Consider the following 13054-nt stretch of genomic DNA (forward strand, 5'->3'; position numbering starts at 1 on the left):
ATCACGTCAGGTTTGTATCGGATTCAGGTCTGAACACGACGGCCCGCATGGCTTGCACGGGGCACGGTCGTGGAGAAGACGGAATCCGAGGGAGAAACCTGAATCTATCGGGAAAAAATTTCTGTGCTGCCGTCGGCGAGCCGCCTGACGCCGACCGGCAGGAACTGCGGCAGGGCGGCCAGCAGGGCGTCCGTGTCGTCGGCATTGAAGACGCTGCTGACGCGCAGCCGGCCGGTGGCGGCGTCGGCCACACGCACCGGCTGGCGGCGGTAGCGCGAGACTTCCGCTGCCACAGCCGACAGGGGCTCGTCCCTGAACACCAGCTTGCCATCGCGCCAGGCGAGCGTGGTGGACAGGTCCACCGGCACGGCCGGCGCTACCTCTCCGTCAGCGCGGATGCGGGTGCCCAGCCCCGCGCTCAGGCGCGTCGCGCGCCTGGCCGCGGCCGCCTCGCTATCGACCACCTGGCCCGCCTGGCCCTGCACGCTGACCGAACCGGACTCGACCGCCACCGCCACGCCGGCCGCCTCGCGGCGCACGTCGAAACGGGTGCCGGTGACCGTGATCCTGCCGGCGCCGGCATCGACCGTGAAGGGACGCGCGGCGTCGTGCGCCACCTCGAACATGGCCTCGCCTTCGAGCAGCTGCACCGTGCGCCGGCCATCGTGGAAGCGCACGGCTAGGCGGGTGCGTGTATTGAGCTGGATCCGGGTCCCGTCGGGCAGGCTCACGCTGCGGCGCTCGCCCGGGGCAGTGTCGAGTCCGGCCTCATAAGCCGGCATGGCCTGTGCCTGCGTGCCTGCCAGCGTGGCGACGGATCCTGGCGCACCATGCTGCCACAGCGCCCAGCCCGCCCCGAGCGCCAGCGCGCCCAACCCGGCGGCGAGCGCTCCCCGCCACCGGCCATGCGTCCTGGCAGGCAGGGGCATGCCTGCCTCCGCTGCCCCCGAGGGTGCGGCCAGCGCGCGCAGACGCGCCGGGTCCATGGCGCCGGCAGCCTGCCAGATCCGCTCCAGCGCCGCATACTCGGCGCGGTGCTGCGCGCTGGCGGCCAGCCACGCGGCCAGCGCCTCACGCTCCTGCGAGCTCATGGCGGGGTCGCGCGAGCGTGCGAACCAACGCGCGGCGGCGGCACGGGAATCGTCAGTGGCGGACATCGGTCAGGCAGGTGGGGCGCCGCGGCGGCCGGCGGCAGGACAGGCCATCATTGCGGTGCGAGCGGCCCAAGCCGGTCGCGCAGGTGCCGCATCGCGCGGATCATGTATTTCTCGACCATGTTCTTCGAGATATCGAGGCGTTCGGCGATCTCCTGCTGAGAGCAACCGTCCAGGCGCTGCCAGATGAAGACCTGCCGGCATTTGAGGGGCAGCTCCGCCAGCGCCTGTTCGATCCGCGCAGCAAGCTGCACGGCGTGCAGGTCCGCCTCGGGATCCCCGCAGGGTGCGTGATGCGAATCGACGCTGTCAAGCGGCAGGGACTCCCGCCCGCCCCGCTGCCGGAAGGCATCGATCGCGATATGGCGCGCGGTCTGGTGCAGGTAGGCGCGCGGTTGCGCCGGCACGGCCTTGGCCTCCAGCACCCGCAGCAACGCGTCCTGCGTCAGGTCCTCGGCTTCGTGGCGGTTGCTCAGCTTGCGGGTCCAGGTGTTCACCAGCTCTTCGTAGTAGGCGAACAGGCCCAGAGCGCGCAGGGGTGGGGACGGCATGACGGGCGCGGCTCAGGCAAGTCCCCTCCCCCTTGCGCTGGCGCGGGTGCGGCGCGCACGTCGGGGGACGAGCGGAGGATGCAGGAGGAGCTGGCCGGACAATGGCATTCCCTGGCGGAGGAAGCGCTTGACGCGCACAATTGCAAATGCGACGTATTATCATTTGATCCGTCTCATGCCGTCAATACGCCGCACGGGCCAGCGGGCCGGCGCGGTGCAGGCATTGAGCGCCGGTCCTCACCGCCGGCGGGGAAATGCCGGCGCACAGCCCCGCCCCACGCACCTCAATGCGCCGTGCCCGGCTTGCAATCCTCAACCATGCCCGCCACGCGGCTCGGGCTCATCAGCGGGCGCCATTCCCCCGAGCTGCGGATCTCGACATTGGTGCCCTGCGGCGCCCGGCGCAGGTTGATCAGGTAGAAGTAACGGTAGTCGGCGCTCTCCGCGTAGCCGACGCGGACATCGACCTTGCCCGGCTCGGGATAGGCGACGACATTGGCGTCTTCCTTGAGCCTGGCCTTCAGGCACAGCACGAGGTCGCTGACACTGGCGTCCGAATGGATGCGCTTGGGCTCCTGGGCCTGGATGTAGTCCGCGCTGACGCCATTCGCGCAGGCCGCGAGCAATGGCGCCGACATCGCGGCGATGAGCAATACCCGACCTCTGATCATGCATTCTCCCTAGATTGGATGCGCCGTCGTGAAGGCGCCGGCACATGCTACAGGTAAATGCCTGCCGGGCATCGTGGCGCGGCGGCGTGCTCAGCGTGACCCGGCGAACTTGCGCAATTGCGCGATGTCCAGGATTTCGATGGAGCCCCTTGCGCGGTGCAGCAAACCCTGGGCCTCCAGATCCTTGAGGATCTGGTTGACCGTCTGGCGCGAGATCGAGAGCATGGCGCCGAGCTGGTCCTGCTGCACGCGGATCACACGCTTGCTGCGGTCGTTGCGCTCGCCGTAGCCGCCGGCGATGGCCAGCAGGCGGCGCGCCAGCCGCAGCGGCGCGGGCAGCAACACCGTGCCCTCGATGGCTTCGAAGGCCAGCCGCAGCTTCTGGGCGATCAGCAGGCCGAAAGCCTGCCAATGCGCCGGCTGCTCTGCCAGCAGGGCCTGCAGGTCCTGGTGGCGGATCTGCAGCAGCAGCGCATCGCTTTCGATCCAGGCATCGTGGACATGTGGTTGCGGATCGAACAGGGCGACCTCGCCGAACCACTGCGGCGATTCGGCGATGGCCAGCAGCGCCTGCCTGCCGTCCGCGCCTGTGCTGGCCATGCGGATCGCGCCGTCGACCACGAAGAAGAGGCTGTCCGGCATGTCGCCGCGCCCGAACAGGCGCTGGCCGGCGGACAGCGCGCGCGGCCGGGCGGTCTGCGCGATCCACTCCTGCAAGCGGGGGTCGAGGCCGGCGAACCAGGCGCTGGAGTTCAGGGCCGCCAAGCGTGCTTCGGGGGTCGAAAGCCGTGACATCGGATCAATCGAAGTCTTATGTCAGGAATGCGACATTGTAGTTTGCACTTCCCTGTAAAGATCAATGCTCCGTGCTTGGGCATACGGATGCCGGACGGCCTGGCCGCCGGCATCGACCGCCCCGCAGACAACCCGCCATAAGGAACCTGCTCATGGCCACCGCGATTGCCCCCGATCCGTACAAGCGTGATTTTTCCACCGCACTCAGCGCCGTCCGCAAGCTGCTGGCGAACGGAAACGACACGACGCAGGTGTTCCTGATCATGCGCGCGCTGAACGGGCCTGCCATGCCGAAGAACTTCGCGCGCCTGCTGAGCACGCCGGAGGGACGGCGGCTGGCATACCGCCGCACCGAACTGGCGGAGCGCTTGTCCGATCCGGCCTTCATCGCCAGCTTCGCGCCGGGCACGGTCGGCGCGGCCTACCGCGCCTTCCTGGAGAAGACCGGCTACAGCGCCGAAGGGCTGGCCGAGGTGTCCAACCTGAACAGCGAGCCGCTGGTCGAGGACGCGTACACCTGGCTCGGCCGGCGCACGCGCGATGTCCATGACATCTGGCACGTGCTGACCGGCTACCGGGCTGACGAAAGCCTGGGCGAGGCGGCGCTGGTGGCCTTCAGCTACGCGCAGACGCGTGGCCTGGGCTGGGCCTTCATCGCCGTGGCGGCGGCGCTCAAGAGCCTGCGCCTCACCGGCAGCCTGGCCTTCGCACGCGCGGTGTGGGAAGGCTACCGCCTCGGCCGCAGGGCCAAGTGGCTGCTGGCCGAGGACTATGAAGCGCTGCTGCACGAACCGTTCGAGGCGGCACGCGAGCGGCTGGGCATCACCGAGCCGGCGCGCTATCTTGCCTGCAACCCGGTGCAGGAGTGGCACGCCTGAGGCCCTTGCTGAGCTGCTTGCCGCACCACGCGGCCCCGCCTGCGGGGCCGCGTGGCATCGCGTAATCGCGTGACACGCGCATCGACGGCAGCTCCCGCGCCTGCGCCGCTGCCAGCAGGCTCCGCCCCGCCGGAGTAGACTCGCCTCCCATGCCCGCCGCGGCCGCCGGCCCGGCGCCAACCCGCTGGAGCGCCCCTATGAGTCGACTCTTCTCCCCGCTGTCGATCGGCACACTGCAACTCGCCAATCGCATCGTCATTGCGCCGATGTGCCAGTACTCGGCCGAGGACGGCAATGCCACCGACTGGCACATGATCCACCTGGGCCAGCTGGCGCTGTCCGGCGCCGGCATGCTGATCCTGGAAGCGTCGGCGGTGTCGCCCGAGGGTCGCATCACGCCCTATGACCTCGGCTTGTACAACGAAGAGAATGCCGCGGCGCTGCAGCGCGTCCTGCACGCCATACGCACGCACTCGCCCATCGCGGTGTCGATCCAGCTGGCCCATGCCGGCCGCAAGGCATCCAGCCGCGCGCCCTGGGAAGGCGGCAGCCAGATCCGGCCCAACGAGCCGCTGGGCTGGAAGACGGTGGCGCCATCGGCGGTGCCGCACGCGCAGGACGAAGACCCGCCGCATGCGCTGACGCTGGACGAGATGGCGCAGATCCGCGAGGACTTCGCCGCCGCCGCGCGCCGCGCCGCGGCGCTGGGCCTGGATGGCATCGAGTTGCACGCCGCGCATGGCTACCTGCTGCACCAGTTCCTGTCGCCGCTGGCCAACCACCGCGAAGACGCCTACGGCGGCAGCCTGGAGAACCGCATGCGCTTTCCCATCGAGGTGTTCGATGCCGTGCGCGCTGCCTTTCCGGCCGACAAGCCCGTGTGGGCGCGCATTTCCGCCACCGACTGGGTGCCCGGCGGCTGGGACATCGACGGCACGGTGGCCCTGTCCAAGGCGCTCAAGGCACGCGGCTGCGCCGCGATCCACGTGACCACCGGCGGCGTGTCCCCGCAGCAGGCCATCAAGCTCGGCCCGGGCTACCAGGTGCCCTATGCCCAGAGAGTCAAGGCCGAGGTGGGCCTGCCCACACTGGCCGTGGGCTTGATCACCGAGCCGGAGCAAGCCGAAGCTATCATCGCCAACGACGAGGCCGACGCCGTTTCGCTGGCGCGCGCGATGCTGTATGACCCGCGCTGGCCCTGGCATGCCGCCGCGAAGCTGGGGGCACAGGTGTCGGCGCCCAAGCAATACTGGCGCTCCCAGCCACGCGAACTGAAGGAGCTGTTTTTCAACGCGAGCTTCGGTCAGCGCTGAGCGCCCTTCCCCTTTCCTTTCCATCTTCGTTCCGTTCCAGGAGTTCCCATGCTCTTTGTCTTCCACCTGCTCGACAAACCCGCCGCCGCCGACCTGCGTACCAGCGTGCGCCCCGAGCACAAGGCCTACCTGGCCGCCGCCGCGGACCGCATCGCCTTCGCCGGGCCGCTGCTGTCCGACGACGGCAGCGGGATGGTGGGCAGCCTGCTGGTGATGGACTTCCCCGACCGCGAGGCCGCGCGCGCCTGGCTGGCGGCGGAACCCTTCACCCGCGCCGGGCTCTACGCCTCGACCTCGCTGCTGGCCTTCAACAATCTGTGGCCGCAGAAGACGGGCTTCCCCGCCGCGTAAGCACCTGGCTGGCGGCCCAGGCGGCGGGCTGACCGGCGGACGGCGGCAGGCGCCGGGGTGACGCGTACGACGGCGATGGGTGCAGGGCTCGCCTCCCTGGACATGTAACACTCTCGTAAGATGCGACAGTGTGTCTAAAGCGACACACGCCAGCGAAGTGAACGGATCGTGCCGTAGACGGCTATACCCCGCCGCGCCGCCCTGGTGGCGGCGCGACGGCGGGCGGGCATAGGCCGGCACCGGAGGGAAGGCCACGCCCGGGCTCGGCCGGGGCGGCGCTTGTGCCGGACAATTGTTTACGCCTTCAAATATTTGCTTACAAGACGCATAAACGTCGGAGGCATTGCCCTGCTAAGTTGCAATCTTCGGCGGCCACGCGCCGTCAGTCCGAAGGAGCCGCAGCATGCGACATGTCCGCCCAACCTTCCCGTCGCCGTGGCCAGCCGGCCACGCGAATGCAACCCTCTTCTCCGCTGCCCAGCCGCAGCGGCACCGCGACCATGGCCGGCCCGCGCGCTGATGAAGTGGTCGACCATCGCCATCGTGCTGGCAGCCTGGCTCGGGACCTGCATCGCAGCCGGCTGGCTGGTGATGGGCTACTCGACCCTGCTGACGCAATAGCGCGGGGCACGCCGCGCAAGCCCGCCCGTCGCGTCGCGCCGGGGGCAGCGCCCAGGCTGCTGCCGGAAACCGCCCAGGACGCGCAGCCCGAAGCACGGCCCGACACCTTGCCCGACGCGCGCATGATGTCGGAGATCGGCTGGCTGCAGCGCTGCAACCACTGCAACGAGTACTGGCCGGCCGACGCCGAGTTCTTCCCGCGCGACGTGCGCCGCACCCATGGCATCGAGCTGACCTGCAAGGCCTGCCGCAAGGAGCGCCGGCGCACGCAGGACGGCGCAGACGAACTGATGGCCGAAGCCCAGGCGGCCTGAGCGGGGCGGCCCCGCGCGAAACCGCGCACCGCGCCGCGCCTGACGTGGCGCGGGCACCGCCTTCGGGTGCTGCGCGGCGGCTTACTGCGGTACCTTTATTGCGCCACCCCTACTGCGGCACCAGCTCCAGCCGTTCGCGGCTGTCCTTCTCCACCGCCTTGCGCGAATAGACCAACGGGAAATACTCACCGCGCAGCCACAGCGGCGCCAGGTCCCGGTAATGCTGGCTGGCCGGGTTGCCCGATTGTCCCGGCGCGTTGATCGCGCGCGAGGCGTCCCAGTTGCCGATGTCCAGCACCATGCGGAAGGAGGCGCCGGCGCTGAGCTGGTAATCGCTGCCGCGGTAGCTGGCGTTCATCGGCGTGAAGGACGAGCCGCCGATGGGGCCGGCATTCACATCGTACTTCTGCCGGGCGGCGCCATCGAGCACGGCATCCAGCGGATGATGGAAGACGGCGGCATGCAGCTTGCCCCATTGCCAGCCGGCCGGATCGGCGCCGAGCTTGCGCTCCAGCTCGCCCATCGCGCTCTTGAGCGAGCCCAGCATGACGTCGTTGCGGCGCTCGACGGGCATCCACGGCTCGGGCCGTTCCAGCACCGCCAGCACGCGCGAAGGATCGCCGCTGCCCACCAGGCGCGCGGCATCGGCCGGCAGCGCGGCCCGCACCACGGCCGGGCGCAGATACTTGCTAAACCACACTTCGAACAAGGCCGCGGCGGCGCTGTCGGCGCGCTCGTTGCCGTCCCAGCCGCGCAGCAGCTCGAGGCCGCGCCGCACTTGCGGGTCGGCGCTGCCAAGGTCCTTGAGCAGGCTCACCGCGCGTTGCGCCGGCAGCGAGACAGTGTCGTTCTGCCAGGCCATTGAATCTTCGACGGTGGAACGCGGGTTGGCCGCCACCAGGCTCTTCAGGCGCCGTGCGCGCGCCGTGTCACTCCACTCGTAGCCCACGCCCATCCTGGCCGCCGGGTGGCCGGGCGGGATCGTGTTCTCGTTCGCGGTGACCACGTAGCCGGCGGCCGGGTTGAGGGCCCAGGGCATCTGGTCCATGTCGCGATAGCCGGCCCACTCGTAGCGGCCATCGCCGGGCACCGGCATCAGGCCGTCCCAGTTGGGGCGGATCGGGGTCAGGCCGGCGGGCAGCCAGCCGATATTGCCGCCGCGGTCGGCGTAGACCTGGTTCTCGCCCGGAGCGCCCCAGCGGTTCATGGCGGCGCGGAACTGGTCCCAGTTCTGGGCACGCATATAGTCCATCGAGCCGAAGTAGGGCGCCATGCCCAGGTCCAGCCAGGCCGCCCGCAGGGCCCAGGCGCGCCCATTCCTGGCATCGGCGTAGAGCACCGGGCCGTGGCGGGTGAAGTCGATGGTGACCTTGCGCGGCGCGGGCTCGCCGCGCACGGCGATTTCCTCGGTCACCGTTTCCATGGGCTCCCAGTGCCCTTTGTAGCGGTATTCGTGCGGGTTGGCCGGATTGGTCTCGTAGCCGTAGAGGTCTTCCTGGTCGATGTAGAAGCGCGTCAGGCCGAAGGCGATATTGTCGTTGTGGCCGATGGCGATGCCGGGCAGGAAGGGCTCGCCCGCGCCGATCACGGACAGTCCCGGTGCGTTCAGGTGGCTGATGTAGCGCAGGCTGGGCGCGCCGTGCGCCCGGTGCGGGTCGTTGGCGAGGATGGGCCGGCCCGTGGCGGTGCGGCTGCCGGCGATGACCCAGTTGTTGGAACCCAGGCTGCGTCCCATGTCGCTTGCCGCCTCGACGGTGGCATAGCGCTGCTCGACGGGCAGCGCGGCAGCGGTGCTGGTCCACCACTCCTTGGGGAAGCGCGGCGGCGCCGTGGCCAGGTCATAGGCACGGCGCAGCTCGGCCGCGGGCACCGTGCAGGGGTCCAGGCCCTCGGGCAGCCTGGGCTCGATCTGCGGGTCGAGCTCGCGGCGCAGCCAGTCGGCCCGCACGGCGATCGGGCGCGCATGGCAGTAGAGCTGGGCGCGGTCAATCTCGCCGGTGAAGTTCGTCGTCAGGCCGTGGTGGCGGATGCGCACGATATCCTCGGCACGCCAGCGCGCGGGCTTGTAGCCGAGCACGCGGAACTCCGGCGGCAGCAGCTCGGGCCGGCTCTCCGTCTGCGCCACATAGGCATTGATGCCGGCGACGAAGGCTTCGGCCACGCGCTTGGCGTCCGAACCATAGGCCAGCCATTCGCGGTACATATCGCCGCGGAACAGCACCGCGCGCGCCATGCGGTCACCCTCCACATAGGCCGGGCCGAAATCCCTGGCCATCTGGCCCAGCCCGCGCTTGCGCCACAGGTCGATCTGCCACAGACGATCGCGCGCGGCGACGAAGCCTTGCACATAGAAGGCGTCGTACAGCGTGTTGGCGTAGATATGCGGCACGCCCCAGCGGTCGATCAGCACGCTGGCCGGCTTTTCCAGGCCATGCAGGGTGAAGCGCTCGCTTGCGGCCGGTGCCGCCGATGTGGACGGCGCTGCTGGCGCTGCCGGCGCGGCCGCGGACGGCGTTGCCTGGGCGGGCAGGACTGGCAGGGCGGCAGCGGCCACCAGCGCCGGCAAGGCGGCGCGCAGGAGGCGGTCGGCAAGGATGCGGCGCCGGGACGGTCGGTTCATGGGAAGGGGAATCCGGTACGGAGCGGGAGGCCGGGTGGAACGGCAGCATGCAAGCATACCGGATGCGCTCGGACGGCCCGCATGGTAAGGCAAGGCGCGCGCGGGACGGACGCCGGGCGGCACCGCGCGGTTTCAGTCGGCAAAACTTTGCTGCGGCGCAGAATGACGGGCCTCACCAGGGCGCCTATAACGCTCACATCCGTTTCATTTGCCGAAACCCGAACGCAGGAGCACCCAGAGTGTCGGCCACGAGTTCCTCCCTGCAGAAAGCCTGCCGGCTGCTGCGCGCCCTGTCCGACGGCAGCAATACGCGGCTCACCGACCTGGCCACGGCAGCCGGCGTGGACAAGGCCTCGGCGCTGCGCCTGCTGGAGACACTGGTGGCCGAAGGACTGGCCCAGCGCGATCCCGACACCAAGGCCTTCAGCCCGGGCCCCGAGTGGCTGGCACTGCGCGCGGCCACCCTGCACCGCATCGACCCGCGCGCCCTGGCGCGTCCCGCGCTGATCCGGCTTGCCCAGCAATTCGAAGACACCACCATCCTGTCGGTGCCCAGCGGCTGGGAATCGATCTGCATCGAACTGCGACCGGGCACCTTCCCCATCCGCGCCAACTACCTGGATATCGGCAGCCGCCGGCCGCTGGGCGTGGGCGCCGGCAGCCTGGCCCTGCTGGCCGCGCTGCCCGACGCCGAGGTGGAGGCGGTGCTGCAATGCGCGGCCCCGGCGCTCAAGCGCTACCCCCGCCTCAGCACCGCGCTGCTGCAACGCGAGGTAGAAGCCACGCGTGCGCGCGGCTATGCCGTCCTGCTCGACGTGGTGGTGGAGCGCATGGGCGGCATCGCCGTCGCGCTGCCCGACGCGGACGGTTATCCGCTTGCCGCCATCAGCATCGCTGCGCTCAATGAACGCATCACCGAGCGCGAAGCGGCGCTGGCGCGCGCGCTGCGCCGCGAGGCGGACGCCGTGTGCGCGAACTGGGCGGCCGTCGGCGCGCCGCGGCCGCGCCGGCGCGCCGTGCCCGCCGCCAAGCCCGCCGCCAAGTCCGCCGCCGGCCTCGCTGCCCCGCCCGCATCGGGCGGCTAGCCATCCCGGCCCGGTGCACGGCGCATCGCGGCAGATGATTGAGATTCACGAAACACAACGGAGATAACGAGCATGCGCTGGAAACAACGTCCGCCCGGATCCAACTGGGGCGACTTCGGTGCCGACGACCAACTCGGCCGCGTCAACCTGATCGGCCCCGAACAGGTGCTCAAGGGCGCGCGCGAGGTACGCGCCGGATTGAGCTTCTGCCTGTCGCTGCCGCTCGACTATCCCGGCGGCAACAAGCTCAACCCGCGGCGCAACCCGCCCGTGCTGCGCCCCACCTTCCGTGACGACGCACCCTACGTCAACTTCCCGCTGGCCAAGGTGGACCCCGCCGCCACCGACGTGATCAGCGACGACCAGGTGCTGCTGTCGCTGCAGTACTCCACGCAGTGGGACTCGCTCGCCCACGTGGGCGCGCTGTTCGACGCCGACGGCGACGGCCGCGCCGAACGCGTCTACTACAACGGCTACCGCGCCAATGAGCATATCGTCGGCCCGGTCGACTACGCCGAGGACGACCACTTCGCCGCCCACGGCTGCGGCCACGAGCACAGCGAGGCGCGCGCGCTGGGCATCGAGAACTTCGCCGTCAAGGGCATGCAGGGCCGCGGCGTGCTGGTCGACCTGGCCCACCACTACGGGCGCGAATTCCGCACCGTGGGCTACGACGACCTGATGCGGGTGCTGGAGGCCGACGGCGTGGAAGTGGAAAGCGGCGACATGCTGCTGCTGCGCACCGGCTTCGCCGAGGTGGTGCTGTCGATGCAGCGCGAGCCCGACGAGACCGTGCTGCACCATAGCTGCAGCGCGCTCGATGGCCGCGACGACAAGCTGCTCGGCTGGATCACCGACTCCGGCATCGCCGCGCTGATCGCCGACAACTATGCGGTGGAACGCTATCCCGCGCGGCCTGCCCCCGCCGGCGAGGACCACCATCCGCTGCTGCCGCTGCATCACCACTGCCTGTTCAAGCTGGGCCTGCCGCTGGGCGAGCTGTGGTACCTGCACGACCTGGCGCAATGGCTGCGCGCCAACGGACGCTCGCGCTTCCTGCTGACGGCGCCGCCGCTGCGGCTGCCAGGCGCGGTGGGGTCGCCGGCGACGCCGGTGGCGACGGTGTAGCCGCAAAGCATGCGGGCCGCGATCGCCCCTGCGGGCGCCTGCCCTCACCCCCAACCCCTCTCCCATGAATGGGAGGGGGGAGCCAACCATCGCGACCGCGCAGGCATTCGAGCATGGTCCCGCCATCGCGCCTGTGGTCTCCCCTCTCCCGCCTGCGGGAGAGGGGCCGGGGGAGAGGGCCGGCGCTTGCAGCCACGACGACAATCGCACCACCACACCACAACGCGGTAAACAAAACAAAAACCGCGACATCCAGCCTGAGCAAGGAGGAGACACCATGCAAACCCGGCCCGCCAAACCCGAACCCACACACGCCGCTCGCGCGGCGCGCTTCGCGCTCGCCGCACTGAGCCTGGCAGCGGCAGCAGCGGTGCTGCCCTTTCCTGCAGCCGCGCAGGCGCCCGCCAAGCCGGCCGCCGCGCCCCGCATCTCCGACGACATCGTCAAGATCGGCCTGATCCTCGACATGAGCGGCCTCTATGCCGACGTCACCGGCCGCGGCAGCGCCACCGCCGCGCAAATGGCCATCGACGACTTCGGCGGCAAGGTGCTGGGCAAGAAGATCGAACTGGTGGTGGCCGACCACCAGAACAAGGCCGACATCGCCGCCAGCAAGGCGCGCGAATGGTACGACACCGGCAAGGTGGACGCCATCCTCGACGTGGCCGCCTCCGCCCCCGCGCTGGCGGTGCTGGAGGTGGCCAAGCAGAAGGACCGCATCGTGGTGTTCTCCGGCCCGGGCACCGAGCGCATCACCAACGACCTGTGCACGCCGGTCTCGGTGCACTACGCCTATGACACCTACGCGCTGGCCAATTCCACCGCGCGCGCGGTGGTGCAGCGCGGCGGCAAGACCTGGTTCTTCCTGACCGCCGACTACGCCTTCGGCCACACGCTGCAGGACTCCGCCACGGCGGTGATCAACGAGGCCGGCGGCAAGGTGCTGGGCGCGGCGCGCCACCCCATCGGCGCCAGCGACTTCGCCTCCTACCTGCTGCAGGCGCAGGCGAGCAAGGCGCAGGTGGTGGGCCTGGCCAACGCCGGCGGCGACGCGGTCAACGCCATCAAGGCCGCCAATGAGTTCGGCCTGACGCGCGACGGCAAGCAGCGCATGGCCGGGCTGCTGCTCTACATCAACGACATCCACGCCATCGGCCTGAAGACGGCCCAAGGGCTGCTGCTGACCGAAGGCTTCTACTGGGACATGAACGACGCCACGCGCAAGTGGTCGCGCCGCTATTTCGAGAAGGTCAAGCAGATGCCCAATATGAGCCAGGCCGGCGTCTACTCCTCGGTGATGCACTACCTGCAGGCGGTGCAGGCGGCGGGCACCGACGAGACCGCCCCGGTGATGAAGCAGATGGAGGCCATGCCCATCCATGACTTCTTCGCGCCGAACGGCCGCATCCGTGAGGACGGACGCATGATCCACGATATGTACCTGTTCGAGGTGAAGTCGCCGGCCGAGTCAAAGTACCCGTGGGACTACTACAAGGTGCTGGCGACCATCCCGGGCGACCAGGCCTTCATCCCGCCGGCCAAGTCGAAATGCCCGCTGCTGAAACACTGAACC

At 69.8% G+C, this 13054-nt stretch carries 12 protein-coding genes; 7 read left to right on the plus strand and 5 right to left on the minus strand.

Annotation, left to right across the window (positions count from 1 at the left end; translation table 11 throughout):
- Nucleotides 1-104: 104 nt before the first annotated feature.
- From AC1Z3O_RS33640 to AC1Z3O_RS33655, 4 genes are all read right to left on the minus strand, one after another.
- On the minus strand, nt 105-1157 hold the full coding sequence (locus tag AC1Z3O_RS33640) for a FecR family protein (protein ID WP_483521441.1): 1053 nt from the start codon (nt 1155-1157) through the stop codon (nt 105-107).
- A 47-nt stretch (nt 1158-1204) separates the two neighbouring features.
- Nucleotides 1205-1705: a sigma-70 family RNA polymerase sigma factor gene (locus AC1Z3O_RS33645; RefSeq protein WP_483521443.1), complete on the minus strand. Its 501-nt coding sequence runs from the start codon at nt 1703-1705 to the stop codon at nt 1205-1207.
- Nucleotides 1706-1989: 284 nt separating this feature from the next.
- Nucleotides 1990-2376 (minus strand): hypothetical protein, encoded by a 387-nt coding sequence (locus AC1Z3O_RS33650; protein WP_483521445.1) that lies wholly within the window; start codon nt 2374-2376, stop codon nt 1990-1992.
- Nucleotides 2377-2466: 90 nt separating this feature from the next.
- The gene (locus AC1Z3O_RS33655; RefSeq protein ID WP_483521447.1) at nt 2467-3171 is read right to left on the minus strand and encodes a Crp/Fnr family transcriptional regulator; all 705 of its coding nucleotides are present in this window, start codon (nt 3169-3171) and stop codon (nt 2467-2469) included.
- 152 nt (nt 3172-3323) lie between these two features.
- Here AC1Z3O_RS33655 and AC1Z3O_RS33660 point away from each other — a divergent pair, with 152 nt between their 5' ends.
- The 4 genes from AC1Z3O_RS33660 (at nt 3324) to AC1Z3O_RS33675 (ending at nt 6648) form a co-directional block, all read left to right on the plus strand.
- Nucleotides 3324-4049 carry a Coq4 family protein gene (locus AC1Z3O_RS33660; RefSeq protein WP_483521448.1) on the plus strand — a complete coding sequence of 242 codons (726 nt, stop codon included), beginning with the start codon at nt 3324-3326 and terminating at the stop codon, nt 4047-4049.
- Nucleotides 4050-4246: 197 nt separating this feature from the next.
- A complete protein-coding gene (locus tag AC1Z3O_RS33665; RefSeq protein ID WP_483521450.1) occupies nt 4247-5362 on the plus strand; it encodes an NADH:flavin oxidoreductase/NADH oxidase in 1116 nt (371 codons plus the stop codon).
- 48 nt (nt 5363-5410) lie between these two features.
- Nucleotides 5411-5713, plus strand: a complete 303-nt coding sequence (locus AC1Z3O_RS33670; protein ID WP_483521452.1) for a YciI family protein — start codon at nt 5411-5413, stop codon at nt 5711-5713.
- 455 nt (nt 5714-6168) lie between these two features.
- Nucleotides 6169-6648, plus strand: coding sequence for a hypothetical protein (locus AC1Z3O_RS33675; protein ID WP_483521454.1), 480 nt, complete (start codon nt 6169-6171; stop codon nt 6646-6648).
- Between the two features lie 109 nt (nt 6649-6757).
- Here AC1Z3O_RS33675 and AC1Z3O_RS33680 read toward each other — a convergent pair whose 3' ends face one another.
- Nucleotides 6758-9268 carry a penicillin acylase family protein gene (locus AC1Z3O_RS33680; protein ID WP_483521456.1) on the minus strand — a complete coding sequence of 837 codons (2511 nt, stop codon included), beginning with the start codon at nt 9266-9268 and terminating at the stop codon, nt 6758-6760.
- A gap of 239 nt (nt 9269-9507) precedes the next feature.
- Between AC1Z3O_RS33680 and AC1Z3O_RS33685 the strand changes: the two genes are divergently transcribed.
- The 3 genes from AC1Z3O_RS33685 to AC1Z3O_RS33695 all read left to right on the plus strand — a co-directional run bounded on the left by AC1Z3O_RS33685 (nt 9508) and on the right by AC1Z3O_RS33695 (nt 13051).
- Nucleotides 9508-10353, plus strand: coding sequence for an IclR family transcriptional regulator (locus AC1Z3O_RS33685; RefSeq protein ID WP_483521458.1), 846 nt, complete (start codon nt 9508-9510; stop codon nt 10351-10353).
- A gap of 72 nt (nt 10354-10425) precedes the next feature.
- Nucleotides 10426-11481: a cyclase family protein gene (locus tag AC1Z3O_RS33690; protein WP_483521460.1), complete on the plus strand. Its 1056-nt coding sequence runs from the start codon at nt 10426-10428 to the stop codon at nt 11479-11481.
- Between the two features lie 277 nt (nt 11482-11758).
- On the plus strand, nt 11759-13051 hold the full coding sequence (locus AC1Z3O_RS33695) for an ABC transporter substrate-binding protein (RefSeq protein WP_483521462.1): 1293 nt from the start codon (nt 11759-11761) through the stop codon (nt 13049-13051).
- Nucleotides 13052-13054: the final 3 nt, after the last annotated feature.

The sequence above is a fragment of the Cupriavidus sp. 09_S30 genome, assembly GCF_056930435.1.

Bases quoted from the DNA above. Each gene is read 5' to 3' on its own strand.
- AC1Z3O_RS33640 (WP_483521441.1), bottom strand. From the start codon at position 1,157: ATGTCCGCCACTGACGATTCCCGTGCCGCCGCCGCGCGTTGGTTCGCA.
- AC1Z3O_RS33645 (WP_483521443.1), bottom strand. From the start codon at position 1,705: ATGCCGTCCCCACCCCTGCGCGCTCTGGGCCTGTTCGCCTACTACGAA.
- AC1Z3O_RS33650 (WP_483521445.1), bottom strand. From the start codon at position 2,376: ATGATCAGAGGTCGGGTATTGCTCATCGCCGCGATGTCGGCGCCATTG.
- AC1Z3O_RS33655 (WP_483521447.1), bottom strand. From the start codon at position 3,171: ATGTCACGGCTTTCGACCCCCGAAGCACGCTTGGCGGCCCTGAACTCC.
- AC1Z3O_RS33660 (WP_483521448.1), top strand. From the start codon at position 3,324: ATGGCCACCGCGATTGCCCCCGATCCGTACAAGCGTGATTTTTCCACC.
- AC1Z3O_RS33665 (WP_483521450.1), top strand. From the start codon at position 4,247: ATGAGTCGACTCTTCTCCCCGCTGTCGATCGGCACACTGCAACTCGCC.
- AC1Z3O_RS33670 (WP_483521452.1), top strand. From the start codon at position 5,411: ATGCTCTTTGTCTTCCACCTGCTCGACAAACCCGCCGCCGCCGACCTG.
- AC1Z3O_RS33675 (WP_483521454.1), top strand. From the start codon at position 6,169: ATGCAACCCTCTTCTCCGCTGCCCAGCCGCAGCGGCACCGCGACCATG.
- AC1Z3O_RS33680 (WP_483521456.1), bottom strand. From the start codon at position 9,268: ATGAACCGACCGTCCCGGCGCCGCATCCTTGCCGACCGCCTCCTGCGC.
- AC1Z3O_RS33690 (WP_483521460.1), top strand. From the start codon at position 10,426: ATGCGCTGGAAACAACGTCCGCCCGGATCCAACTGGGGCGACTTCGGT.
- AC1Z3O_RS33695 (WP_483521462.1), top strand. From the start codon at position 11,759: ATGCAAACCCGGCCCGCCAAACCCGAACCCACACACGCCGCTCGCGCG.